Below are 26021 nucleotides of genomic sequence, written 5' to 3' on the forward strand. Positions count from 1 at the left end.
AGAAACTATGTGGGCGCTGAGTCAAACACCCTCCCATGTAGGAGAAGATTCAGCATGCTGATTCCCCGAATGGTTCCTTCCCGAGAGTTTTTGTTGAAAGGTTGAGTGTGCGGTCAATGCGGATGCGGCGGCAGAAGTCCTCATCATGGCTCACCACAATGAGTGCGCCGGTGTATGCTTCGAGCGCCTGCACCAGCCAATCCACCGAGGAAATATCGAGGTTATTCGTCGGCTCATCCAATATGAGTAGCTGCGGCACCGGGTTGGCCAGAAGTACCTGCGCCACCGCGGCACGGAAGCGCTCACCTCCGGATAAATCCCCAATGCGCTGATGTACGCTTTCGCGACGGAAGAGCAGGCGCGCCAGCTGGTCACGCAGATGCTGTTCGCTCGCACCGGGATTCGCCCTCTGTACGGTTTCAAGGAGGGTGAGCTCCGGGTCGAGGATGATGCGCTGCGGTAGGTATGCGGTGTTGTCCAGGCGGTAGAGCACTTGGTATGCAGGCGGCACTGGGGAACGGTAATCAGGGTCATTCGCGTGCGCTATCGCATTGAGAAGCACAGTCTTGCCACTGCCGTTTGCTCCCGTGATGTGCAGGTGTTCGGGTCCGGTCAGGATAAGAACCTCGGGAAAATCTTGGATTTGAAGCAGATAATCAACTTTATATGGTTGTGTTTCACGTGAAACGGTGTTTTGGGTGTACGCATTCTTAAGGTCGGTGCTCTGTGGTGTAGATGCGCAAGAGTCGTTCTTCATCCGATGTAATTCCAGTACTTTCCGCCCCAGTGGGAGCGCATCCTGAACAAGTTCCAGATAGATACGCTCCTGCACGCGCAGGTTCTCTTGGGCTTCTCCAACTGCCGCCCGCGCATCCGCCACCATGCTTTCGTGGGCTGTGTGAAGTTTCCCGGCAGAGCGCTCTGAACTGTTCTTATCCAGGCCCATAGCCATGCCAGGTTTCCGCTTTGACCGCTCAAATTCGCGACCTCGGCGAGTGTTGCGATCGAGCTTAATCTGGTTCTCGGCACGCTCACGCTCAGTTCTACGGGCCTCATTCTTCGCCTCGGTCACGCGACGCTGAGCTGCCTGCTGTTCGGTCTCCAATGCCTGCCGGTAGGTGCTGTAGTTACCCTCGAAGAGGCGCAGATGAGCCAGCCCCTGACGGTCGGCGTAAAGCTCCGCAATCACGTGCATGCGCTCCAGCAGATCGCGGTCGTGGCTAATGATGAGTGCCGGGCAGGGCAGCGCCTCCAGTGTCGTGAAGAGCTGGGCTTTCGCTGCGGAGTCCAGGTTGTTCGTCGGTTCGTCGAGCAGAATGAACTCTGGGTCTGAATACAGAAGCGCGGTGAGTGCGGCTGTGACCGTCTGACCACCTGAAAAGGTGCTAAGGGGACGCATCAGAAGGTTGCGACGGGCCTGTGTATCGGTCGTAGTGAGGGCAGGACCAAAACCATGTTCGGCAAGGGCTACGAGGGTGCGTTCTTCAATATCCCAGGCGTCGCCTATGGTGTCGTAAAGGCTGGGGGAATATTCGCCCGATTCCAGCGCATCAAGCGCCTGCAGTATTTTTGTAATTCCAAAAATATCGGCAAGATGCAGATGCCCACTCAACCCTAAATCTTGCGGTAGGTACGCTATGTGCGGTGGGGTGCTGATTATGCCTTGACTAGGGTTTATGTCGCCAAGAATAAGTCTGAAGAGGGTAGTTTTTCCGGTGCCGTTATCGCCGATAAGCCCGGTGAGTGGCGCAGAAAATACCGCGGAAAGGTCTGTGAAAAGTGGGGGCTCACCCGGATGTGCATACGAAATATGGTCGAGTGTAATGTGGTGTGGCATGGGCCGAGTTCCTTCGAATGGGTGCTCGGATTCCCGCCATCGTATTGCACGTTAGGCATGAGAATATGAAAAAACCCGAGCGCGGTCTGTAGGTACACGTAAGCCCGGGTAGTGGGGTGGACGCATAAAAGCGCATTGACCTGGTGTTGTTGGATCCGGGCTTATGCTCGGTGGGTCATTTCTTTGATGCCTCCTAGATTCCGAAGGGCACCCCGGTCGCGCCTTGGGTGGCTTCGGTCAATCGATATGTTCAGTCCCTTAGGCTACCCCCACGGTGGGGTAGCGCGGATAGAGAGCTGATGGCTCAAGCATAGAAACTGTGTGGGTGCTGAGTCAAACACCCTCCGCAAAACCTTCTGACAAGTACCGATACCCCCTAGAGAGCACCGGAGAGTACTAGAGAACACAAAAGGAGGGGCGACACCATTCGGTGCCGCCCCTCCTTTGAAGCATTAGATCTTAGGCATTAAATCTGCGCGCGTACAACGCGCGAAACGCTATTACGCCTCGTGGCGCTCACGGTACATGCCCAGCGGGCCCGCATCCGCGTACGCCTGAGCGTCGTTGTAACGGTACAGGCGCGGCGGGCGGTGGCGGGTGCCCTCCACACGGCGGCCGGTGTCAATAATCGACTTCGATGCCGCAATCTGGCGGCGGAAGTTCGCCGGATCCAGGGTGCGGCCCAGAATTGCCTCGTACACCTCACGCAGCTGCGCCAGGGTGAACTCCTCACCCAAGAAAGAGTGCGCGATACGCGAGTACTCGACCTTGTTCTGTAGGCGGTAGAGTGCGTACTCAATGATTTCGTTGTGGTCGAAGGCGAGCTCGGGCAGCTCATCCACCGGGAACCAGCGGATGTTCTCGTGCACGCGAGTGTTCGCGACCTCGGTGGCGGGAATCGAAGCCCAGTACACCACGGACACCACGCGCTCGTGATCGGCGGCGGGGGTGGGAACCGGGGCGCCGCTCAGGCGGGCGGCGCGTGCCTCGGGGGCGCGCAGAACGTCGCCGAACGCGTAGAGCTGCTCCAGGTAGCCGGGCTCCAGGTTGGTGGCACGCTTCAGGGTAAAGCCGGCCGCCTCCTCCAGGGAGAGGGTCGGCTTGAGGGGGCCGCCGGGTAGCGCCCACTGGTCCTTGTAGGGCTCGCGGAGGCGGCGAACCAGCGGTAGCCACAGGGTCGGGTGGGTCTCGTTCTCCTTGGGGCGCAGGGCTAGGATAACGGTTGAAACGGCGAGGGATACGGAAGAGTGGTCCACGTCGTTGTGCTCTTCAACGGCGACTGCGCCGGGAAGAGGCTCAGATGCGATGCTCATTCAGGCCTCCTGTGCGAATGGGTATCGATAGGTGTGCATACTCTACTCATTTTAAGGGGTTAATAGGGTAAAAATGCACGCAAGGCATCCGCTGACCCGAAAACCGGTACCATCCGCGTCGTGTCAAGGGGAAAAGTTCAGGTACCGGACACGCTAAAGCGCCTCTCCTGTCTGTCCAATAGGACAGGCAGGAGAGGTGCTTTGGTGTCTACTTATGCAACATCTAACTATGCAATTCTAGGGTGCATATCAGCGGTGCAGACTAGTCAATCTGCAGCTCGCCCATAGCGTCCCAGCCCTCGCCGTCAACCAGGCGAGAAACAATCTTCGGGGTTGCGGTCAGCATGGGGCGCATGTCCTTCAGAGCCTGCTGGAAGTGGTCAGAGTTCACGTGCGGGCCAGCGGCGTCATCGTTGAAAGCCTCGAGCAGAACGAACTCGTTCGGGTCTTCGATGCTGCGGGACCACTCGAAGAACTTGTTGCCTTCCTCGGCGCGGGTTGCCTCGGTGAAGGCGCGGGTCTTCTCAATCCACTGGTCAGCGTATTCGGGCTTGACGGGGAACTTCACGGCAATAAAAATCATGGGAACTCCTTGGTTGGGGTGATGACGTATCACTTCAGTTTAAACCCTCGGTGCCTGTCGGTGCTCGGGTTTTCATCGGGGTGGTCGCACATGCGGGGGTCGTTAATTGGCAACCACTGCGGCCTTGAGCACCTGCAGTGCGTGTTCCAGCGCGGCGCGGTCGGATTTGAGCATGTCGGCGGTCTGCGGGTTGGCGGAGCCGCCCCCGAAGGCCGCGTTGTAGTACATTCCGTCACCCAGAAGTAGCACGGCGCGGGCGATGCGTTCGTCGCCGAGCTCGGCAAGAATGAGCGAGTGCCACCCCTCCTGTACGCGACTCATGGTCTGCTGGGCGAGCTCATTATTGTTCTGAGCCAGGCGGCTGAGGGCAATGAGGGCACGGTCGAACGGGGTGTTATCCGGAGTGGAGGAATTGATGTAGTAGGCGCTTGCCCCCTCGGGCGCCTGTTCCATTGCCGCGAAGTCCTCTTCGGCCAGGGTGAGGGTGCGTTCTGCGAGCGCCTCAAGGAGCGCCTTCTTGGATGAGAAGTGGTAGAGCAGTCCGCCCTTGGAGACCTTGGCGGCGGTGGCGACGGCGTCGAGGGTTGCGGCGCGTTCTCCCGAGCGAATCAGTAGGTCGACGTAGGTGTCGAGGATGTGTTCGCGGGAGTTGTTGGCGCGTTGTTTGCGGTGGTTGGGGGTGGTCATGGGTACCAGTCTAACCGCTTGAAACTATACCGTCCAGTTGGTATAGTTAATCTTCGTTTGTGGACCCGCCCGGACCCCTAAAACCTCCGGGTAAGCCCCGAAAACCTCACTAAAATACCTAGTCCAAAAGACAAACCGAGCTGATGCTGCGCCCGCGTCCGCCACATCAGCCGACACTTTATAGACGCACGAAACACTTCATGACGAATCACAATCCGCACACCACGGCTCTGCCCATTCACGCCCCCGACCAGAAGACCAAGCGCTGGGCGGCACTCGGCGTGCTCATGCTCCCGGTGCTCCTGGTCTCCATCGACAACACGGTGCTCGCCTTCGCGGTGCCCGCAATCGCTAAGGCACTGAGCCCCTCCTCCGCGGAGCAGCTGTGGATCGTTGATGCCTACCCGCTGGTGCTCTCCGCCCTGCTCGTGCCCATGGGCGCTATCGGTGACCGCATCGGCCGCCGTAAGCTGCTGCTCATCGGTTCGACCGGCTTCGCGGCGATTTCTGCGCTCGCGGCGTTCGCGCCCTCCGCACTGATGCTCGTGGTTGCCCGTGCCCTGCTCGGTATTTTCGGTGCGATGCTCATGCCGGCAACCCTGTCGATTATTCGCAATATCTTTGTGGACGCGACCGAGCGCCGCATCGCTATTGCCGTGTGGGCTTCGGGCTTCTCCGCCGGTGCGGCGCTGGGCCCGATTGTGGGTGGCTTCCTGCTGGAGCACTTCGACTGGGGTTCGGTGTTCCTGCTCGCTGTGCCGATTCTGATTCCTCTGCTGATTCTTGCCCCGATTATGGTGCCCGAGTCTAAGGACCCGAATCCCAGCCCGGTGGATCCGCTGAGCATCCTGCTGATTATGACCGGCATGACCGGTATTACCTTCGGTCTGACTCACACCTCCGAAACCGGTTTCGATGCGGTGGCTATTAGCACCATCCTTGCCGGTCTGTGTTTCATCGTTCTGTTTGTGCTGCGTCAGCTCAACCGCGAGAAGAACGACATTCAGCCCATGCTGGATGTGCGCCTCTTCCGCAACACCGTGTTCACCGGTGCGATTACCGCGAACCTCATCTCCATGACGGTGGACGTTGGCTTTATCTACTTCGCCTCCCAGCACCTGCAGTTGGTCTCCGGCCTGCCGCCCATGTACGCCGGTATGCTGCTGATCCCCGGTACCCTGGCGACCATTATCGCCGGTCTGGTGATTGCGCGCGTGGCGGTGCACTTCCACCCGGCGCAGGTGGTGTCCTTCGGTCTGGCGCTCAACGCTGCCGCGTTTGCGGTGCTCGCCTTCCTGGGTGCGCACAGCGACGTGGTTATTATCCTGATCTTCATCGTGCTCGGTACCGGTATCGGTATTGCTCAGACCATTTCGAATGACCTGATGCTCTCCAGTGTGCCGCCGCGTAAGGCGGGTGCGGCATCCGCGATTTCTGAGACCTCCTACGAGACGGGTGCGGTGCTCGGTGCCGTCATCATCGGTGGTATGCTCACCGCCGTCTACCGTGCGAACGTGGTCGTGCCCGCCGGTCTGGATGAGACTCTCGCCGATAACGCCCACGAAACCCTCGGCGGTGCCGTGACGGTCGCAAGCCATGTAGGTGGCGAGCAGGCGAACCAGCTGCTCTCCTCCGCATTCGCTGCCTTCGACTCGGGCGTGGTGCTGAGCTCCGCATTCAGCGCCGTGCTCATGGGTGTTATGGCTGTCATCAGCTACCTCATGATTCGTAAGGCACCGCGCGAAATGAAGCCCGCAGAACACTAAACGCAGAACACTAATATCGCCCCCGTTCGTCATGGGTCCGCCGCCCGCCCCGGCCTTCTTCGGAAGCCGGCGCGGGCGGCGTTGCGTTACCCGGAGGTGCCGCCCCGGGGGCGCCGCGCGAACCGCCGACCAGTCATGCGGATTTTCCAGCCCGCGCACAGCCGGTCACAGGTGCGGGTGGTACGGTAGAACCCGGAAGATATTGCACCCGAGGCAACGCCCGGTCCGCGTGCGCGCGGAACTCGGGGCGACCGAAACCCCGGTATACGCGTTCAACGAGAAAGGCCGGAATGGGACTCAAAGACTGGATTGCACCCTTCATCACCCTGCTGATCGGTGCCAGCACCATCTTCATCTCCTATAAGAACTATCAGGCGCAGGCTGCGGCAAAGCCCTCCGAGCTGGCGCGACTGGAACTGTGGAGCAAGCTCCTCACCGAAGCCGGCATGGACCTCAATGCCCTACCCGACCCCGATAAGCTCACCTCCGATCAGCGCGTCGTCCTGGAGAATTACCGGGTCTTCCTCAAGCGCGCCTCCCTAGAATCGAAGCTGCGTAAGGTCGGCATCGACAGCAACCGCATCTTCAGCCTGCTCATGAAGCGCGCCCACTCCTCGGTCAAGCCCGCCCCCATCCAGATGGGCGACTCGATTAGCTACTACCGCCTGATTCTGCGTGCCCTGCTGTACATTTGGGTTCCGCTGGCCGTGATTTTCATCGGCGTGCCCATCATCGTGGTCACCATCGCCTACCTGATTGGCCTGTTCACGAACCACCGCGGTGACCTGTCTGACTTTGCACTCTCCCCGCTCGCCGTGGTGCTCCTGATTGTTGGTGCGGTTGCCGTCGGTTCCCTCGTGTACCTGCAGAACCGCATTATCTCCGCCATTATCGCGAACAACGTGTACTTCTACTTCTGGGATATTTACGGCTCCAAGAAGGGCGCCCGCGACTCCAAGGACGCCTACAGCGAGCGCCTGGCGGCTAAAACCTACGCCGACCAGCTGTTCTTGGGTCAGCAGGAGTTCGCCCACCAGTTCCGCGAGAACATGTACATGGCGGGTATCCAGGAGATCGACGAGTACCCGCGCGTGCTCAGTGATAGCGTGATGTTGCCGCGTAACTACCGGGTCGTGGAAACCACCGAAGGTGAGGACCGCATCGACCGCTTCGTGAACTGGGTGCGTTCCAAGATTGGCTTCGAGCGTCTGGAACCGCGCATCATCTACACACTCGAACATAAGGACGCGCACAAGGATGGGCAGAAAGACTCCGCGCACGGTGAGCCGGTAGCTACTGAGCAGGGTGTTTCTGGGCAGCCCGTAGAGACTCCGGCTCAGGATAAGCAGGAGGATGTGCAGAAGGCTCCGGAGGTACCCGCCTCGGAGGAGCCCATCGTTGCGGAGGTGCCCGTTGAAGCGCCTGCCGAGGATCCGGCTGATGCACCCACCGAGCCCGTCACCGGAAGTGCCACCGAACCCTCCGCCGCAGCAGTTGCCGTATCCGGGGCAGACGACCCCACGGAGGCGTTCACCCGCATCCCGCACGATGCCGCCAGTGAGGAACCCGGCGCTGAGAAGCCCAAAAACTAAATAGCCGCCCGGAACACAGAAAAACCCCGGGGCACAGAAAATCCCCGCAGTGCCGGAATCCGGGCATGAGAAAAGGGTCGCAGCCTACGAGTTCGCCGTTGAACCGTAAGCATACGACCCTTTTCTTTATTCTCTTCGGGGGCGCGCGAAATCGGAGGTACCGCGCGTTCCAGAAGAGCCTATCGATGCGCTCGTCGTGCATCGTACCGGCCATCTCGCCGGGTAGCCGGCGGGCGCATCACGTCTTTCGAGCCGTCCGCTACCGCGGACGGGGGATCCGCTCCCCGGGTGAGTCCTACCCTTTCTCACCCGGGGGCGCATCGAGGGACGTTCACGGTGTCATGAACCATCCCACCGGAACCCCACACTCAACACAGGAGTTCCGGGACCTCGACGGTATGCGTGCCTACCGAGACGTGGGGGCGTCCTCGCGAGCGATAACAACCTTGACCGCGTTGTGCTCGGTCGCGTGCCCGAAGACGTCGTAGGCCTCCTCGAACTGGTCGAAGGAGAAATGGTGCGTCGCCATGGCCTTGGCGTTCAGGCGGCCGGAGCGAACCATGTTCAGCAGGTTGCCCACGGTGTTGCAGTTGACCAGGCCCATGTTGATGTTCACGTTCGAAATCCACATGGTGTTCAGCGGCAGCTCAACGGGCTTGCCGTGCACGCCGGCGTTCGCGATGTTGCCGTAGGGGCGAACAATCTTGGTGCAGGTCTCGAAGGTCTGCGGAACGCCCACGGCCTCGATAGCGACGTCTACGCCCAGGCCGTCTGGGGAGAGGGCCTTAATCTTCTCGATGAAGTCCGGGTCAGCCGCGTTGACCTTATCGGTGGCACCCAGCTCCAGGGCCTTGTCCATGCGGTTCTCGTCGAAGTCGACGGTGATGACGCGACCGGCACCGCAGAGGTTAGCGGTCATAATCGCGCCCAGACCCACCGGGCCCGCACCAATCACGGCGACGGTATCGCCGGGCTTGGTGTTGCCGTTGAGAATACCCATCTCAAAGCCGGTGGGCAGCGCGTCGGTGAGGAAGAGGACGTCCTCATCGGTCAGACCCTCCGGAACCAGGTGAACCGAGGTCTCTGCGTAGGGAACACGCACGTACTCAGCCTGCGTACCGTCAATCATGTAGCCAAAAATCCAGCCGACGCCGCCGACGGTCTGGCAGTGCGAAGGCTGGTTCGCCTTACAGTACGAGCACTTACCGCAGCTGGTCACGGCCGGAATGATGATGCGGTCGCCGACCTTCAGGTCAGTCACCGCGGAGCCAACCTCGGTAATGGTACCGACAGCCTCGTGGCCGAGGATGCGCCCGTGCTCCACCTCGGGGCAGTCGCCCTTGAGGATGTGCAGGTCGGTACCGCAGATGGTGGTGGTGTCCACGCGTGCGATGACGTCCGTGGGCTCGAGGATGGTGGGGTTCGGCACTTCTTCCCAAGCGCCCTTCTGGTCGGGGCCGTGGTAAACATACGCTTTCATGCTGACTCCTCCGTTGAAGTTCATGTAAGGGGTAGCGATGACGTTATCACTGCCGATATCAACCTATAAGAAGTGTTTGATAGGTTGTACTTTCATTAAACAGGGAGTGTTAAATTAAGCGTCTTTATTACACGGAGTGTTCTCTTTGGTTCTTAAGGCTTAAGCATGGGGCCTCTTGAAGGCTTAAGCCGCTGCCTCCGAACTCTGCTTGAGCTGAGCTCGCGCTCGAGAACGAACCGCCGTCACCGCCCACACCAGCACAAAAGCCGCCACCATCGACAGCACAATCGTGCCACCGGTCGGCAGGTTAAACGCCCACGACAGGTACAGGCCAACAATCGAGCAGATACCGCCGAACACCGGCGAGAACACCATCATCGACCCCAGTCGGCGGCACGCCAGGCGCGCTGCCGACGCGGGAATCACCAGAAGCGCCAACACCAGCACATTACCGAGGGTCTGCAGGCCCAGCACCACGGAAATGGTTACCAGAACGTACAGCACAATGTCCAGGGCGAGCACCGGCAGGCCCATCGCGCGGGCACTCTCGCGGTCCAGGCTGACCGTCACAATCTGCCGGTGGAACAGCCACAGCACCAGCAGAATCACGGCGCCCATGATTGCGGCGTTGGTGATGTCCTCATTCGAAACACCCACAATCGAGCCGAACAAGAAATCCTGCACCGACCCCGAATAGCCCGGCGCCAAGGAAATAATCACAATGCCCAACGCAAAAGAGGCGGCGAAGAAAATACCGATGACCGAATCCTCGCGCAACCGCTGATTCTGGCTAAAAATAGCCACCAGAATAGCCGTCACCACGCCCGCGGTCAGGCCGCCCACCATCAGGTTGCCGCCCAGCACGAACGCCACCGCAAGGCCCGGGAACACCGAGTGCGCCACCGCATCGCCAATGAAGACCATGCCGCGCATCATCACGTGGCAACCCACCACACCCGTCACCACCGAGGCCAGCAGCACCGCAGCCAGGGCGCGCGGAAGGAACGCCAGGGACGGGTTGAACAGATCGGCCAGAAAATCGAGAGGAGTAATCAACGGGAACCCCCGGTAGAAGTAGCAGTATCAGCGTGGGCGGGGGAAGAAGCGCAGAAATCCGGCAGTTCGTGGCCGTACTCATCCAACGCACCACCGGCACAGGTGAAGCCCGTGCGGGCGTGACCCTGCGCCTCCTCAATATCGTGGCCGTGCAGCCACGTGTGCAACTGCTCCAGGCTGAAGGAGGCCGCCGGGCCGTCCAGGTGAATATTGCCGCGCACACCGCACAGGCGCGAACAGGATTCGCGCGCCGCCAGCATGTCGTGCGTGGACATCAAAATCGTGATGCCCTCGTCCGCCAGCTCGCGGTACAGGCGGGTCAGCGTGGTCTGGGTGGGTGCATCCACGCCCGTGAACGGCTCGTCCAGCAGCAGCAGGGAGGGGCCGGCCGCCAGGGCGCGCGCCAAAAGAACCCTCTGGCGCTGACCACCGGAAAGCTCCGCAATGGAAGCATCCTGCAGGTGCAGAACATCGGTGCGTTCCATCGCCGAAAAGACCTGCACCCAATCCTTCTTCGCCGGGCGGCGGAAGAACCCAATCTCACGCACGCGGCCGGTCATCACCGTATCCTTGACGGTCAGCGGAAAATCCCACTGGAACTGGTGCTTCTGCGGCACGTAACCGATGTGCGCACGCGCCGCGCGGGGCGACTCACCCAGCACCCGAACCTGCCCGGAGGCGGGGCGAATCAGGCCCAAAATGGTACGCAGTAGCGTGGTCTTACCGGCACCGTTGGCGCCAATCAGACCCGCAAACTCGCCGCGCTCCAGGGTCAGGGACAGATCCTTGAGGATGGAGCGGCGCGCGTAGCCCGCGTACAGGTTTGAAATTTCGAGGACGGGCTCAGTGCTCGCTGTTACCGACGCGCTCACGAACGGTCACCGCGCACTTCATCCAGTGCCTCACGCTGAGCGGAGGAACGGCGGCGACGGGAGGCGATGAACGCGCCCACGCCCACCACGACCACGATGCCAGCGACAATAGGACTCCAGGAAATCGTGAACTCGGCACGGAAACCGCTCTGGTCGCTCGCTGCGGCGGCAGAAGAAGAACCGGATGCCTGGGTACCGGCGGCCTGAGAAGCAGAAGAAGCCGAACCCGAGGAACCGCGCGCCTGCGCCTCCATCGCGTACAGGGTATCGGCGCTCGCGGAGTCACCCACCGCAAACTTCAGGTAGCGGGTATCGGACACGGTCGAACCGTCGGAGAGCTCGGCGCTCGCGGTGACCTTCAGCAGGTACTCGCCCGGGGCGGTGAATACCCAGTTCGCGTGGGTGTGAGTGTTCTTCTCAACCCACAGCTTCTGCGGCTCACTCTTGGTCGAGGACCACAGCACCTGCGGTGCCGAGAAGTTGCCGTTCTCCAGGTACAGGCTGAACGTGCCGGGGCCGCTCACCTGCTCCAGGGTCAGGTTCACGCCGCGGTTCAGCTTGGACACCAGCTGCGGATCCTGGGTGTTCCAACCCGGCCAGATCACGCCCTTGGTTTCGGTCTGCGGAATCACGTACACCTTAGAACCGGCGGGTGCGCCCACGAAGGAGTAGCGTGGGTCGTTCGGCACCTCCAGGATGGCCTTATCGCTGCCGCGGTAGATGACCTCGTCCAGGCTGCGCCAGACGGGGGTCTCGCCGTGGTCGTCGTGGAGCATGAGCTCAAACTTACCGTTATTGAAACGAGGACCCATGTCCACGTGGCCGGCGGAGATTTCGGTGCGGCCGGATGCGACCGGCTGCTCCGCCGACAGGGTCTGGGTGAGGGCGCGCTCGCCGCGGCTGAGGTTGCTGTCGCTCGGCTGAGTCGAGGCGCTCTCAGTGGTTGCCGGGGTGGTCTCCGCGTGTGCCATACCCAGGGGGGCGAGCATGAGGCTGGCGCCCAGAGCCAGGGCGGACAGGGTGCGGCTACGTGAGGAGCGGGAGGGGGTGGTTGAGTTCATCATGAGGACTTCCTTGGATCATGACCGAAACGGTGTGTGAAAGATTATCTATATGCTGATACGACTATGTAAGCTTGTGGGTAGCTTAAAACCGGGTTACGAGGTGCTTGCCTCCGAGCAGCTAGCACCCGAAGAATCGCCGCCAGAACTAGCCCCAGAGCACAGCGCAATCGTGTGAGCATTCGCCAACATCATCTGCGCGTAGTGAGGAGCCTGCGCATCCAGAGTGTCCGAATAGAGCACCCCGGTACGCACCTGAGCCTCCCGAGCCAGCTCCGTGAGAACCGGCGAACGCATCGCCGTGGACTTATCCAGATAAATCGCTGGAACCTTCAAATCCTCGACCGTGCGACGCAGGCGCTGACGCTGCTGAATACTCGGCTCGCCGCTGGCACTGGCACTCACGAAACCGGCAATGTGCAACCCGTAGGTACTCGCCAGGTAGCGGTAGCCGTCGTGCGTGGTGACCAGGTTGCGTGCCGACTCCGGCAGGCCCCCGTACACCTGACGCAACTGAGCGTCCAGGGCATCGAGCTCCTTGACGACCTGCTCGGTGCGGGTCGCGTACTCGCTCGCACCCGCCGGGTCAGCGGAGATGAGCGCGTCACGGATGACCTGCACGCTCGCCTTCGCGTTCGGCACCGAATGCCAAATGTGCGGGTCAATTTCGCCGTGCACGTGCTTGCCCAGAACGGCCTGCGCCAGCAGGTACACCTGACCGCGATGCTCCGAAGCACCCGAACGCAGGAAACGGTAGCTACCGCCCGCGGGCACCTCCTGCAGGGTGCGGGAGGGGACCGCGACCACGGTGCGGTTCAACTCGTACTCGACGGCGCCCTGGGAGGAATCCGCGCGAAGCACGAGCCTGCCGTCGCCGGTACGTGCCGTAATATCGGCGTGACCTGCGGAAAGAACCTTGATCTCGGCGGCAGAAACGTTCTGTTCCTTCGCCAGACGGTCCACCAGCTCCTGCGGGTCACGACCAACCGCGCAGTACAGGGTGCCGCGCGAGGAACGCACCGACTCCGGCGCCTTGACCGCGGTGGCGCTCAGCTCAATGGCGTACTCGCCGGCATCACTAAACGCCCACGACAGGTGCGTATGCGCCTGCAACGGAAGCTCCAGCGAACCCATATTGCCGGTGCGAATCGCGGTGTCCCCCTCACGGGTGAGGTTCACGCCGCGCGCATGCGAATCGCACAGCATCTCCACCGCGCCGAAGGTCTGCGTAATGAACGCCGCCAGCTGCGCATTCGAGGAATCGGTGGCGGTGCGTGCCCGCACGCTCTGCACCTCAAAACGCATGCCGGCCTCCGAAGAGTCGGCGGGGGCGGACTCGTTCTGCCCGCCCTCCTCAACGCGCAAACCCAGCCAGATGGAGTCCAGGGAGGCATCCTCCACGATGGCTTCCAGCTTGCCGCCGTACTGCTCGATTTTCTCCGCAACCGCCACGGACACAACGCCTGCGGGCAGGTTCGCCTCAACCATCTTAGTGAGCTTGCGCTGCTCCAGCAGCAGGCCGTTCGTCAGGGCGCAGCGGGCGTAGGCGACATCGCGGATATCGCGCAGGCTCGGCTCGTACGAGTGTGGGTCGGCACCGGCGGGCACGAGGGAGTGTACGCTGGCGCGGTCGCCAGCAATCTGCTGCGCCAAATCCGCCAGAATCGGGGTCGTGGCGACCACGTGCATCCGGTCGGAGGAGGCATTGACGGTGGTGGCGCATCCGCTCAGCGCGAGGGCACCTGCACCGGCACCCGCCGCGGCACGGGAGGCGAGGGTGAGGGCGGCGCGTCGCGTATAGGCGTGCGAACCCTCGCCGGCGGTATATCCGCTATGCGGTGCCACCGCGGCGTCCCTTCCGGCGTGCCGAACGCAGAATCATGGCGCCCAGCGCCAGAGCGAGAACCGAGGTGCTGACCATGAACGGGTCGATGACCACACCGGTGTTCGGCAGCTTACCCGCCGCGGCCGCCTTCTGGGCGGTGGCGAGCTCCTGGCTGGTCAAGGCGCAATCCTCGCCGGACGCGGTCTTGCCGACGATGCGCACCTTGGATCCGTCGGGCTTGGTGACGATGCCGGTGGCTTCGTCCACGGTGCCGTTGAGTGGGTTCTTGGCGGTGCTCTTCTCGCCGCCGTTGTTGGCGCCGTTAGCGCCGTTAGCGTTGCCGCCGTCCTGCTTGGTGCCTGCCGCACCCTGCACGTTATCGCTGGCCGGGGCGTTATCGGGGTTGCCGACGGTGAAGTGCAGAACCGATTCGCTGCTGACCTGCTGACCGTTCTTCAGGCGCGCAGTCCAGCCGATGGTCACGGTGTAGCGACCCTCGGCAGTGAAGACCCAGTTGCTGTGCTGGTGGGTGTTTGCGGGCACCTGGAAGGAGCCGCCGCTACGCGAATCGAAGACCTTCTGACCGGCGGAACCGAAGTTGCCGGAGAGGAAGGTGGACATGGTGCCGGGGCCCTCAAAACCGTTGAGGCTCATGGTGACGGGGCCGTCGAGCTGCTTGAGCAGTTCGGGGTCCTGGGTGCTCCAGCCGAGCCAGGGTACGCCCTGCTGCTGGGTTGCACCAATCATGTGCACGGGGGTGCCCGCCGGGGCGATGTCTTCCATGCCCGCGGGCAGGTTGAGCTTCGCGGCGTCGTTGAGCACGAACTCGAGGGCGCCGGGGGAGACGTGGCGGGCGGGGCTGGTGCGGTCGTCCTTCACGCTGCTGGTGAGGTTGCCGCCGTTGAGCACGGGACCCACGTCGAAGTGCCCGTGGGTGACTTCTTCACGGCCGCTGTGCTCGGCGGCGTTAACCACGGCGAGCGTGGGGATGCCGGTCGGCGCCTGGGCTGCCTGGTTGCTCTGCTTGCTGTCTTTCTGGGCGTCCTTGGAGTCCTTGGCATCTTCGGCGGGAACCTCGGTGGCGATGCACTGCTGGTTCAGGCTGCCGGGCAGACCGGAGGAGAGGATGCCGCCGCCGTTACCGCTATTGCTGGGTGCGCTGACGTTCTGGGCGTTGGAGCCCTTCACACTGGATCCCTTCGCGCTGGGGGAGTTGCCGCTCTTGTTGCCGTCCTTGTTTTCACCCTTGTCAGAGCCGTTATTGGTGTTGCCGGTGCCGCTGATAGCTGTTACACCGGATCCGCCCTGGGATGCCTGCTCACCATTTGCCGCCGCCTTCGCGCCGTTCGGGTCGGTCACCTGCGCGGCGTTCTGGCCGTTCACGGATCCATCCACGCGGCGAATACCGGTGGATGCGCTTGCCTCAGCAGATGCACTCGCCTCAGCACTTGCGGAGGTAGATGCGCTGGGGCTGCTGGTGGCGCTCTCGGTGGCGGTGGTGCTCGCCTCGGGGGTAGTGGTTGCCTCGCTCGTGGCTTCCTTGGTTGCTTCCTTTGCGGCGTTCTGCGCGTTCAGGAGCTTGAAGCCGTCCTCAGCGTTAGTGCCCACGGCGATGGTGTAGGTCGCCTCGGAGCTGACCGGGGTGCCGTCGGCAAGGGTTGCGGTGGCGCGGAACGTCAGCTGGTAGATGCCTGCGCGGGTGAATGCCCAGCTGAGGTGTTCGTGGCCGCCAGCGGTGATGGTGTGCGGCGCGAGCTGGTCGTTGGTGCTGAAGACGCGCGGGTTGTCGCGACCGGGTTCGGTGAAGACTTCAGCGCGGCCGCCTTCGGGTACGCTGCTGCGCACGAGTTCAAGGTTGATGGTGTTGTCCTTGAGTGCGCCGGGGCGGATTCCTTCCGCACCGAGACCGGGGTAGAGCAGGCCGCGGGTGCGGGTGGAGGGAATGTAGAAGATGTCGGTGCCTTCGGGGGCAATGTAGTCGTAGCCTGCTACGACCTTGGTGTGTACATCCTCGACGTTGGGCAGGTGGAAGACGGTGCGGGCGGGGTTGAATCGTCCCTGCTGGCCGGGGCCGGTGTCTGCGAGGGTGCCGAGGGTGAACTGGCTGCCGTCGAGGAAGGCGTTGAGCATTTCGGTGTGTATGCCCGCGATGACGTAGTCACCTTCGTAGTTGACGTAACCGCGCGACTCGGTACCTGCCTGGGTGCCGGTCTGGTTTTCCTGCGCCTGGTTTTCCTGCGCCTGTGCGGCGGTGAAGGTGCCGACCAGGGGGAGGGCGAGGGGTGCCCCGAGTGCGAGGGTGCATCCGAGGGTGGTTGCGCTGAGTAGGCTCAGGGGTTTGGTGCGTCCTTGCATGGTGGCTCCTTGGATGACTGCTCGTTGGCTGGCGCGCTACCCGATGTTTTCGGGGCTTGCCCGGTGCTGGGTCCGGCGGCCTGTTGCCGGTTTCCCTCTTGGGTTCGGGGTGCGCTCTGCCGTGTTTTTCTCTTTGTGGATGTACGTGGTGTGCGTTTTTGGGCGCGCCTCGGCGCACACGTGTTTCTGAGAATCACTATACTCACTTAGGTCCTAAATGACAATTATTTGCAAAAGAGCTACCCTAGGAAATAGAAAAATGAGAAAGGTTGTCATGAGCTCTCAGAAGCAGACCCAACGACGGGTCACCACACACACCCCCGCACTCTTCATCCCCGGCGGCAAGCCCGCCCTCCGCCGCGCAGCCGCGTTCCTCTCCGCCGCAGCGCTGCTCGCGCTCGCCGGCGCCGCCCCCTCCATCCCCGCCGCAGCAGGCCCCGACGACGGCAAAATCGTCACCACCAAGGGCCACGTTGACGCCCCCAAGGCATACTGGGACGAGCAGAACGGCACCTTCGTCCTCATGAACGAGGCGAACCCCTACAAGACCGGTGCAGACACCTACGAACTGGACAAGACCGTCAACTGGGTCGGCAAGGGCTACAGCACCAGGGACGGCAAGTCGCAGTACACCATGACCCTGGGCGACTCGCCCTCCCTGGCGTTCCTCGGCGAACCCGGCCAGACCCTCTACATGGCACCGCACCTGACCTACGGCAACCAGGACCCCATCTGGGCTGGCCTGGGTGCCTCCACGAAGGTGCCCACTGAGCGTTTCCGTGACGGCGTGTTCGCTACCGACATTCTCTCCGTTGAGGGCCCCGGCCGTATGGAGCTCTTCCGCTACAACCCGGACGACGCCCCCGCCGACGTGTACCGCATGCTCTCCAGCAGCTCGACCGGCTGGCACTCCTGGCTGCTCGACAAGGGTAGTCACACCCACAACACCACGCCCTTCACCCGCCCCGGCCGCTACGTGGTCACCTACCGCACCGTGGCGCGCTCCACCGACGGCCGCATCATTAGCTCCAAGCCGTCGAAGCTGGTCTGGCAGGTTGGCGGCATGCAGCCCGTGCTCGGTGACGGCACCCCCACCGCCGTGCCCACCGTCGACCGCTACAACGCGGCACCCGTTGGCGACCTGGACGCCGCAAAGTACGTGCTGTCCGTGGCACCGCACCGCCTGGACGCTGACCCGGCTAAGAACAAGGACGCCGACGACAAGCTCAGCGACATCACCTTCACCGCCGCGAACAAGAACCTCAAGGGCACCCTGACCCTGTACAACAACGGCTACTTCCTGACCGACCTGCCGGTCGTGAACGGTACCGCCACCTGGTCTGAAATGCTCGGTAGCGAAGGCTCTCAGCTGCAGGCGGTCTTCACCCCCGACACCTCCGATGCGAATAGCGCGGAGGCGTCCCGCTGGATCTCGCACAAGCTCACCTACGAGCCCGGCAAGGCTGAGAGTGTGTACAGCGATGACGGTAACGGCTCCTGGCCCGAAGAAATCCCGGATCAGGCGAACACCGTACTCAGCACCCAGCAGTACACGCCGACCAGCATGGACTACGACGTGACCGTCACCCCGAACGGCAACGGCTTCAGCACCGTTGAGGTCCGCTTCAAGGACCCGAAGGTGCGCGGCTTCATGCGTGGCGGCTTCTACGCCCAGGATGACCCGGTCTACCCGTACCTCGACCTGGAAGGCTCCGTCGAGGATGGCGTGGTGCGCTTTACCTTCCGTGACGAGTCGTTCTACAAGGGTACGGCGCTGCGCGTGAAGATGCTGACCCACCCGGATATGAACGCTTCCGCCTCCACCACTGAGGTTGCGGCGAACTACGAGCCGGGCACCAAGTACACTGCGCACGGTGCGCTGGCACCGGATAGCGCACCCATTAGCGATGCGCCGAAGCCTGCTCCGGTGGATCCGTCGCCGAGCACTGAGCCCACCGTCGCGCCCTCTGCCGAGCCTTCTGCTGAGCCGAGCGAGGCTCCCTCCGAGGCTCCGACCGCTGAGCCCAGCACCGTTCCGTCGGTGTCCCCCAGCGAGGTTCCGACCGTGCCTGCGGTGCCGACCGCCTCCGCAGAACCGAGCGTACCTGCTCCGGCGCCCTCCACTCCGGCACCGAGCAGCCCCGCGCCCGCGAACCCGACCCCGAGCGCCCCTGCTCCGACTAGCCCGGCACCGTCTGCGCAGCCGTCCACCCCCGGAACCCCCGGTAACCAGTGCGTGCCCGGTCAGATTGACGGCCGCACCAAGATTTCGCACGGCCACCTGGACATCCAGGCGACCCTGAAGGACCGCCAGCTGTCCGTGGGTCTGCGCGACGATAGCGGCATCATTGACGCTGATTCGACCGTGCGCCCGCTCGATTCGGTCGTGTGGACGGTCAGCGAGAACGCCCGCCGTGTACGCACCGAACGCATGGCTGATGAGAAGCTGAACTTCATGGGCCCGGTCGGCACCGCCTTCTACGGCCTGCCGCAGACCCAGCAGAGCGGCCTGCCCTGGCCCGGCTACAACACGCAGGACATTGACTACTCGCAGCTGCGCGGCCCCGTGCGCCTGCACGTGGTTCCGAAGGTCATGCCTGAGGGTGCGCGCTTCGGCATGTTCACCGAGTCGCTGAACGGTGCGGATGTGCTGCTGGATTCGACGACCGGCAAGACCACGATCGACATTGATTACGCGACGCACGCGCACGCGAACTGGGTGTTCTCTGAGCCCGGCCAGTACATGTTTGACGTGCACTATTCTGCGACCCTGGCTGATGGTACTGAGGTGAACAGCCCGGTGCAGCAGCTTGCGGTTGCTGTGGGTAAGAAGGCGTCGGATGCGTGCTCGTTTGAGACTGCCGTGCCGAAGGACCCGAACGCGGCTGCGGACGACTTTAGCGGTGTGCGCCGTGTGGATTCGGCAACCCCGGGTGGTGCTGGCGGTAATGCTGGTTCCGGTCAGGCTGGTCAGTCGGGTGCCGTGCAGGCTGGTCAGTCCGGCCAGGCTGGTGCTTCTGGCGCCGCCGGTGGCGTGAACGCGCAGGGTTCGGCTGACGGTTCGGCTGATGGTTCTGCTGGCGGCGTGTACCCGGGTGGTATTTCCGGTGGTGGTACCGGTGGCGGCTCCCTGGGTCAGTCTGGTGTGTCTGCTGCGTCGGGTGGCGTGAGCTCCCAGCAGGGCGGCCTGGCGCGTACTGGTTTTGGTGCGGTGTCTGTGGCTGTGGGTGGCGCACTGGTGCTTGGTGCCGGCACTGTGATGGTGTTGCGTTCTCGCCGCCGCGCTTCTTAGCGCTCGCCGCGTGAGGACACGCTGATACGGTGAAGCCCCCGCGGCTGAGAGGATGACTCTCGGCCGCGGGGGCTTTCCTGTGCCCGGTTCTCGGGGTTGATGCGATGCTACATATCGACGTCAGCAAGACCAGTGACCTTCTCGCGACTCCTGAAATAAGGAATGGTCATATAGCCATTGTCCAGCTTATCTACTTGAGCTACATCAGTGGGATTATTCATGTCAGGCCAACGTTCTTGCTCAATCCTGAACCGTACAATCGCCATGAGCCGGTAATTCTTGTGCGTCATGGGACCAAAAGCAGCAATCAGCTCACCTGATCGGGTGTAAAACCCCACCGTATCCTGGTCTTCAATATTCAGCGTTTCGTAATACACGATGCTGTCTATCGCGTTAATAGGGTAGCGGGTCGGGTTGGCTGACCAGACGCGCTGCTCAATACCCTCGGGGGAGAGCTTCACGTAAGCGACAAAAACATAGCGGGCATAAAGATAGCAGAAAAATACAAAAATAATATTTGCTAAATTCAACCAGATATTCACATTTTCACTTTGAATATTTGCCAGACAAGCTAAAAATGGCAGCATTGGAATAAATATACAGAGTAGTGTCTCGGCGCGAGTTACTCGCTTAATATAAATTCCCTGCGCTTCTTTTTTCTTATCTTGGCGTCGATTAATCTCATACCTAATAATGATGTAGACAACAGAGATAAAGGACAGTGCAAAAATAATTCCGGAGAAAATAATCAGGAAAATACGCATGACGGGTTCTCGTTTCGTGTGGTTGGTGAATAGGGTTCGGTGTTTGGGCCTATCGTATCGACTGCCGGGCGGCGCTACATCTTGATGTCCGCTAGGCCGGTGATTTTGTTGCGTCTTCTGTATAGCTTCCTGAACAGGGGCTGCGTCCACTCGAGGTTATCCCACGTATCAACCCACGCCAGATCCTGCGGGTCCCGCATATCGGGCCAGCGGTCGAACTCAAGCCTAAACCGTACGATGGCCAGCAGCCGGTGGTTCTTGCCAACGGGGTCAAGCTTAGCGATTTCCTTGCCTTTCTTGGTGTAGAAGGTGGCCTTGTCAGATCCTACCCCAGTCCATTCCAATTCTTCCTCCGCCTCACCCTGGAAGTAGAAAACCTGGTCGATAGCCCTAATCGGGTAGGAGGTCACGGCGGCGAACGGTGAGAGCTTCTGCTCCACATCGTCTGGCGTGATTTTCGTGTACACCAGGTGAACGTGCAGAAAGTGGTAGGGGAAGAAGAGCAGCATGATGAACGCCAGCAGGTTGAAGAGGATACCGAGCTCAACCTGCGTGTAGAGGTAGAGAGCGAAGAAACCTGCCGGGAATATGGGTGTGAGAAGGCCTATGAGTGCTTCACGGCGGGGCACGCGCGTAATGTAGATGCCTTCGTCGCGCAGCTTCATGTCCTGGCGCAGGTGCCTATCATGCAGAACAATGATAGTGATGGCGCCGATGATTGATGCGAGGGTGCAGGTGCCCCAGAGCAGAAGGAAAAAGGTGTGCATGATGCGTGCTCCCCTTTCGCGGTGTTGGTGGTGTTCGTGCCGGTTGTGGCTCTTTGGATGTAGGGGGTAGTCGGCGCTTATCGAGCGGGCTACATGTCGACGTCGGCAAGGCCGGTTACCTTCTCACGGCCCCTGAAATAAAGAATGGTCATACCCCTGTCGTCCAACTCATTCACCTTCGCCACGTCATCAAGATTATTCATGTCAGGCCAGCGTTCGTTCTCAATGCGGAACCTGACAATTGCCAAGATCCGATAGTTATTGTGGGTAGTCGGACCGAAGGCAGCAATCTGTTTACCGGAGCGGGTATATAAGCCCACCATATCCTGGTCTTCAACATTCAGCGTTTCGTAATACACGATGCTGTCTATCGCGTTAATAGGGTAGCGGGTCGGATTGGCTGACCAGACACGCTGCTCAATACCTTCAGGGGAGAGCTTCACATAAGCGATGAGAATATAGCGAGAGTAAAGATAGGTGAAAAATACAATAATAATATTAAATAGATTCAGCCAAATACCCGTATTTCCAGTCTGACTATTAGCCATATAGCCCAAAAAAGGAAACATCGGATTAAATATACAAATCCATACCTCAAAGCGATTTACTCGCCTAATGTAAATTCCCTGCGCTTCTTTTTTCTTATCTTGGTGTCGATTAATCTCGTACCTAATAATAATGTAGGGGATAGAGAGAATAGACAGCGCTAAGATAATTCCCCAGAAGATACTAAAAATGGTATCTAACATGTTTTACTCCGCCTCCTGAATGCTAGCATGAGAAGAGGAATCCGCGTCTTCCTTCTCGGGAATAGTGATACCCACGGTGACGTACTTTTTCACCGACCACCCATTCATCGCCACCGACGCCGCGAAGAACAGCGCGGGCAACCACTCCAGACGTACCAGCGAATAGCCCAGGTACCCGAGCGCAATACACGCCGCCAGGCCAGCCACGCCGATGCACACGGCACGCAGGGTGCGATACCTGTCGGTTCCTTCTTCAAGGCGGGTGCCCTGCAGGTAGAAGAGGCCCTCACGCACAACACGCAGGAACCCAGGGGCCAGGAAAAGTGCGACCGCCAGAGCCGCCGGATCATAGCCTGCAGTCATGAAACTGGTCAGGGGAACCACGAGGCACAGAACCGTGAAAATAGCCGCTGATATAACGCCCACGCGGGTTGAATACCTATTCATCTGCTCCATGCGCTGCAGGTTAGGAATATCGTCATTAGGCTCGGTAGGCTGAACGAGGAAGTAGGTAATGAATATTCCGCCAGCCATGTACCAGGAGGCGAAGTTCGTCTCAGGGGTCCACAGCATTGCATCCGTAGTGCGCAGTACCCCAAAAGCCGTCAGAGCCGTTAGTACAATCAAACCCACTGCACCGAAGAAGAAAACGAAGATAAAGAAGTGGTGGAAAGGGCCACCGTTTGCTTTGCCTACAATGCTTTCGCTGTGAGCCATATCTATGACTGCGAGGAATACGGGACACATAATGAGGAACAGTGCGCCCCACTGCCAGTCCCCAAAAATGAACGATAACAACGACACAAGAATCATGAAGCTAAAGCCGAACCATAGGAAGATTAGCCATAGGATTCTGAAGGTTTCAGAGATAGCGTTCATGCTATTTCCCTTTCAACTATTTGGACTCTGCCGCGGCACGGTCGAGGATGCGCTGCAGGTGCTCCGGGATCTGTCGGTACTCCCCAGCCTCGGGGGAACCAATCTCATACGTGCGGGCGTAGCAGATGACCTTGATGAGAGCGTCCATGTCCTCGTAATCGCCGAACTCTACGAAGAGTTCGGGGATGTACTTGGGCGGCCAAACACCGTAGCGTTCGCGGAAGAGAATCATGTGGTAGATGTAGGTGGCGTCAAAGAAGACCGGACTGAACGCTAGGCGGCGTTTACCCATCTGGCTACTGCTAATGAGTAGGTGCCCGCCTTTGCCGTTGACCTGCATGTGTATTTTGGTGATGCTGCTGTAGTCGAACTCGCGGGTTTTGAATCGCCAGTTCCGCCATTTCACGGAGGTCTCATTCTGCTGGATGTAGAAAGAGTGAACATGGATGGACATAAGCCAAAAACAGGACCCCACGATACTTCCAAAGATGAGGAAAAATATGAAATCTTCAAGCGTTTCTGAAATCCAGAGGGGCACCAAAAAACACACAAAAAGCGTGAAAAAATCCAGACAAACAACAGCCAGTAGCGGTTTTTTCTGCCGCTGTCCCAGAGGAATGTAGCCTTTGGGTCGGTTGAGGCCGATGGAGCCGTTGGTGACGGTTTCGGCAAGGAATTTTCTGAGCATGGGGTGTCCTAGTGTGGTGGGTGGCTACATGTCGACGTCGGCGAGGCCGGTGACTTTCTCCTTTTCCCTGAAGTACGGGACCGTATCAGGGCCACTGTCTAGAGCATCCACCTGAGCTACGTCATCCGGATTATCCATATCTGGCCAATGCTCGTTCTCAATCCTGAAACGCACAATCGCCAAGAGCCGGTAATTGTTGTGGGTTATCGGATCAAACAAGGCAATCTGGATGCCAGATTTGGCGTAGAAACCCACCATATCCGGTTCATCAATATCTGGCTTTTCGTAGTACACGACGCGGTTAATCGCGTTGAAGGGATAGCGGGTTGGGTTGGAGAACCAGATGCGCTGCTCGACGCCTTCGGAAGAAATCTTCACATAGGCAACGTGCACATACCGCAAGTATGCAACAAATATCGCTGATGCCAATAAACCCACTATCCCAAGCGTCACACCTTCTGTACCAGGTTCAAGAATGTAGACTGCAGCCATAAGAATTGGAAGAGCGGGGGTAAATATCACAATGAGAGCTTCGAGCCGAGTAACCCGTCGAATATAAATACCCTCGCGCCGCCGCTTTTTATCTTTCCAACGTTGCACCTCGTAATTGATGAGGACATAAAATGTCGCAATTGTTATAAGTGTAGCGAGGGTGCTCCAGAAAATCAGGGGGAGACTAAGCACGGTGGGTTCTCGTTTCGTGTGGTTGGTGAATAGAGTTCGGTGTTTGGATCTATCGTATCGGCTGTCGCGGGGTGCTACATGTCGACGTCGGCGAGGCCGGTGACTTTCTCTTTTCCCCTGAAGTACGGGACTGTATCAGGGCCACTATCTAGAGCATCCACCCGAGCAATATCACTCGGATTATTCATATCAGGCCAGCGGTCATTATCAATCCTGAACCGCACAATCGCCATGAGACGATAATTCTTGTGAATAATCGGGCAGAAGGCGGCAATGAGTTTTCCGGATTTACTGTAGAAAGACACAAGATCCTGGTCGTCTGTAGAGGTTGCCTCGTAGTATTCAATGCCGTCAATAGCGTTGAAGGGATAGACGGTTGTACGCGCCGACCACATGCGCTGCTCAATACCTTCAGGGGAGATCTTCACGTAGGCAACGTGTACGTACCAGGCATACATCATGAGCCCGATTGACAGAAGTAATGCAATTGATTCATAGAAGATACCCGCAGACCCATCGTCTACAAGATGAAGATAGAGAAAAAGGCACGGGAACCCAGGGGTAAATATTGTTAGAAGAGCCTCTGCTTGATTAACTCGCCGGATGTACGCGCCTTGGCGGCGGCGCGCTCTATCCTTCCATCGCTGAATCTCATAGTTGGTAATGATGTAGAGTGTCCCGGTTACCGAGATGAAGGCCAGGATACCCCAGATAATAATCAGGAAAATGCGCATGGTGGGTTCTCGTTTCGTGTGGTTGGTGAATAGGAAGAGCGCGCTCCGTACGCGCATCCCCGGGAGCCTTTAGCCTTGTATGTCGGGGCTACATGTCAATCTCAGCCAGACCCGAGATTTTCTTACGGAACTTGAAGTACGGAATGACTTCAGCACGGTTATCCAGCTGGTTCACCTTATCCACGTCAGCCGGAATATCCAGGTAAGGCCAACGCCCGTACTCAACCCTAAATCGAGTCATAAGCAAGAGGTAGTACTCATCATAATTGGGGCTCAACGGGTTAATGCGCGCACGCGACTTGGTGAGGAACCACATCCGGCTTGCGGTATCTTCATCCTTGGACTCACTATAAACAACGCTATCGATCGCGCCGATGGGGCAGATCCTCGACCCGCGAACAGGGGTGTGCTGCTCAATACCTTCAGAAGAAATCTTCATGTACGTGGCGTTGACACTCCACAGGTAGAACAACAGGAAAGCAGCCATGAGTATGGATGCAATGTCTACAAATGAGTTAGTCCCGGGGCCATTGAGCGACAAAAAATAGCAGATAATCGGGAAACCCGGGAAAAAGACAATAATGTACGCCAGCAGCGTTTGCATACGACTAATGTAGATTCCTTCACGCTTTTTCTTCTCGTCACGGCGCCGATTAATGATGTAGGTGGCCAGGGTGAAAAGCGTGAAAATAGTCGTGATGATGGAGCACGCACCCCAAAAGGTAATAGCAAATTCTTGAGACATCATTTAGCTATTCACTCCTTCAGCCGAGTTGGAGTCGGCGATGGTAGCAGAGTACGCTTCTCTGCTTACTTCAGCTGTGCTCATGGTATGTACGTCCTTGTGTGGTGGTTGGTGAATCGCGCCGGGTGAGGCGGCGGGTACATCCTTAGCCTATCGCACCGTATCTGACCAGAAAGTTAACTGGGGGCAATGCTTGGGTGAAGACCGAGCGACCATTCGTCAGAAGGGCTGGCTCAGCGGCGAACCGACCCCCGTCGGTGCGCGGAATTCACCCGCAAAACGCTAGAATCCG

The 26021-nt window shown here is 59.7% G+C and carries 21 protein-coding genes; 3 read left to right on the top strand and 18 right to left on the bottom strand.

Annotation, left to right across the window (positions count from 1 at the left end; all coding sequences use genetic code 11):
• Positions 1 to 49 precede the first annotated feature (49 nt).
• The 4 genes from HMPREF2630_RS02455 to HMPREF2630_RS02470 form a co-directional block, all read right to left on the bottom strand.
• On the bottom strand, positions 50 to 1837 hold the full coding sequence (locus HMPREF2630_RS02455; RefSeq protein WP_070483199.1) for an ATP-binding cassette domain-containing protein: 1788 nt from the start codon (positions 1835 to 1837) through the stop codon (positions 50 to 52).
• A gap of 500 nt (positions 1838 to 2337) precedes the next feature.
• Positions 2338 to 3150 carry an NUDIX hydrolase gene (locus tag HMPREF2630_RS02460; RefSeq protein WP_049342966.1) on the bottom strand — a complete coding sequence of 271 codons (813 nt, stop codon included), beginning with the start codon at positions 3148 to 3150 and terminating at the stop codon, positions 2338 to 2340.
• 262 nt (positions 3151 to 3412) lie between these two features.
• Positions 3413 to 3733: a putative quinol monooxygenase gene (locus tag HMPREF2630_RS02465; protein WP_005507364.1), complete on the bottom strand. Its 321-nt coding sequence runs from the start codon at positions 3731 to 3733 to the stop codon at positions 3413 to 3415.
• 102 nt (positions 3734 to 3835) lie between these two features.
• Positions 3836 to 4420: a TetR/AcrR family transcriptional regulator gene (locus tag HMPREF2630_RS02470; protein ID WP_070483201.1), complete on the bottom strand. Its 585-nt coding sequence runs from the start codon at positions 4418 to 4420 to the stop codon at positions 3836 to 3838.
• A 200-nt stretch (positions 4421 to 4620) separates the two neighbouring features.
• Here HMPREF2630_RS02470 and HMPREF2630_RS02475 point away from each other — a divergent pair, with 200 nt between their 5' ends.
• Positions 4621 to 6186 (top strand): MFS transporter, encoded by a 1566-nt coding sequence (locus HMPREF2630_RS02475; protein ID WP_070483203.1) that lies wholly within the window; start codon positions 4621 to 4623, stop codon positions 6184 to 6186.
• Positions 6187 to 6476: 290 nt separating this feature from the next.
• Entirely contained in the window at positions 6477 to 7778 is a 1302-nt protein-coding gene (locus HMPREF2630_RS02480; RefSeq protein ID WP_070483205.1) for an NADH dehydrogenase, read from the top strand.
• A 406-nt stretch (positions 7779 to 8184) separates the two neighbouring features.
• Here the strand turns inward: HMPREF2630_RS02480 and HMPREF2630_RS02485 are convergent, their stop codons facing one another.
• The 6 genes from HMPREF2630_RS02485 to HMPREF2630_RS02510 all read right to left on the bottom strand — a co-directional run bounded on the left by HMPREF2630_RS02485 (position 8185) and on the right by HMPREF2630_RS02510 (position 16427).
• A complete protein-coding gene (locus HMPREF2630_RS02485; RefSeq protein ID WP_070483207.1) occupies positions 8185 to 9258 on the bottom strand; it encodes an alcohol dehydrogenase catalytic domain-containing protein in 1074 nt (357 codons plus the stop codon).
• A gap of 183 nt (positions 9259 to 9441) precedes the next feature.
• On the bottom strand, positions 9442 to 10314 hold the full coding sequence (locus HMPREF2630_RS02490) for an anchored repeat-type ABC transporter permease subunit (RefSeq protein WP_049333785.1): 873 nt from the start codon (positions 10312 to 10314) through the stop codon (positions 9442 to 9444).
• Positions 10311 to 11186, bottom strand: a complete 876-nt coding sequence (locus HMPREF2630_RS02495; RefSeq protein ID WP_070483209.1) for a metal ABC transporter ATP-binding protein — start codon at positions 11184 to 11186, stop codon at positions 10311 to 10313. The genes HMPREF2630_RS02490 and HMPREF2630_RS02495 overlap by 4 nt, the downstream gene beginning before the upstream one ends.
• Positions 11183 to 12250: a TIGR03773 family transporter-associated surface protein gene (locus tag HMPREF2630_RS02500; RefSeq protein ID WP_070483211.1), complete on the bottom strand. Its 1068-nt coding sequence runs from the start codon at positions 12248 to 12250 to the stop codon at positions 11183 to 11185. The genes HMPREF2630_RS02495 and HMPREF2630_RS02500 overlap by 4 nt, the downstream gene beginning before the upstream one ends.
• Before the next feature lie 93 nt (positions 12251 to 12343).
• The gene (locus tag HMPREF2630_RS02505; protein ID WP_070483213.1) at positions 12344 to 14092 is read right to left on the bottom strand and encodes an anchored repeat ABC transporter, substrate-binding protein; all 1749 of its coding nucleotides are present in this window, start codon (positions 14090 to 14092) and stop codon (positions 12344 to 12346) included.
• Positions 14079 to 16427, bottom strand: a complete 2349-nt coding sequence (locus HMPREF2630_RS02510; protein WP_070483215.1) for a TIGR03773 family transporter-associated surface protein — start codon at positions 16425 to 16427, stop codon at positions 14079 to 14081. The genes HMPREF2630_RS02505 and HMPREF2630_RS02510 overlap by 14 nt, the downstream gene beginning before the upstream one ends.
• A gap of 274 nt (positions 16428 to 16701) precedes the next feature.
• On the opposite strand from HMPREF2630_RS02510, the gene HMPREF2630_RS02515 reads away from it, so the two are divergent.
• Entirely contained in the window at positions 16702 to 19719 is a 3018-nt protein-coding gene (locus HMPREF2630_RS02515) for a choice-of-anchor M domain-containing protein (protein WP_070483217.1), read from the top strand.
• Between the two features lie 107 nt (positions 19720 to 19826).
• Here the strand turns inward: HMPREF2630_RS02515 and HMPREF2630_RS02520 are convergent, their stop codons facing one another.
• The 8 genes from HMPREF2630_RS02520 to HMPREF2630_RS02555 all read right to left on the bottom strand — a co-directional run bounded on the left by HMPREF2630_RS02520 (position 19827) and on the right by HMPREF2630_RS02555 (position 25732).
• The gene (locus HMPREF2630_RS02520; RefSeq protein WP_070483219.1) at positions 19827 to 20483 is read right to left on the bottom strand and encodes a hypothetical protein; all 657 of its coding nucleotides are present in this window, start codon (positions 20481 to 20483) and stop codon (positions 19827 to 19829) included.
• Positions 20484 to 20557: 74 nt separating this feature from the next.
• A complete protein-coding gene (locus tag HMPREF2630_RS02525) occupies positions 20558 to 21250 on the bottom strand; it encodes a hypothetical protein (RefSeq protein ID WP_070483221.1) in 693 nt (230 codons plus the stop codon).
• Positions 21251 to 21339: 89 nt separating this feature from the next.
• A complete protein-coding gene (locus tag HMPREF2630_RS02530) occupies positions 21340 to 21999 on the bottom strand; it encodes a hypothetical protein (RefSeq protein WP_070483223.1) in 660 nt (219 codons plus the stop codon).
• A gap of 3 nt (positions 22000 to 22002) precedes the next feature.
• Complete coding sequence (locus HMPREF2630_RS02535) at positions 22003 to 22878, bottom strand: hypothetical protein (RefSeq protein WP_070483225.1); 876 nt, start codon at positions 22876 to 22878, stop codon at positions 22003 to 22005.
• Between the two features lie 16 nt (positions 22879 to 22894).
• Positions 22895 to 23284: a hypothetical protein gene (locus tag HMPREF2630_RS09075; protein ID WP_143131582.1), complete on the bottom strand. Its 390-nt coding sequence runs from the start codon at positions 23282 to 23284 to the stop codon at positions 22895 to 22897.
• 306 nt (positions 23285 to 23590) lie between these two features.
• Positions 23591 to 24250, bottom strand: coding sequence for a hypothetical protein (locus HMPREF2630_RS02545; RefSeq protein WP_070483229.1), 660 nt, complete (start codon positions 24248 to 24250; stop codon positions 23591 to 23593).
• A 74-nt stretch (positions 24251 to 24324) separates the two neighbouring features.
• Positions 24325 to 24984: a hypothetical protein gene (locus tag HMPREF2630_RS02550; RefSeq protein WP_049345180.1), complete on the bottom strand. Its 660-nt coding sequence runs from the start codon at positions 24982 to 24984 to the stop codon at positions 24325 to 24327.
• Positions 24985 to 25072: 88 nt separating this feature from the next.
• Entirely contained in the window at positions 25073 to 25732 is a 660-nt protein-coding gene (locus tag HMPREF2630_RS02555; protein WP_070483231.1) for a G protein-coupled receptor family protein, read from the bottom strand.
• Positions 25733 to 26021: the final 289 nt, after the last annotated feature.

Origin of the sequence: Rothia sp. HMSC072B03 (assembly GCF_001809565.1) — a bacterium.
GTDB lineage: Bacteria > Actinomycetota > Actinomycetes > Actinomycetales > Micrococcaceae > Rothia > Rothia mucilaginosa_A.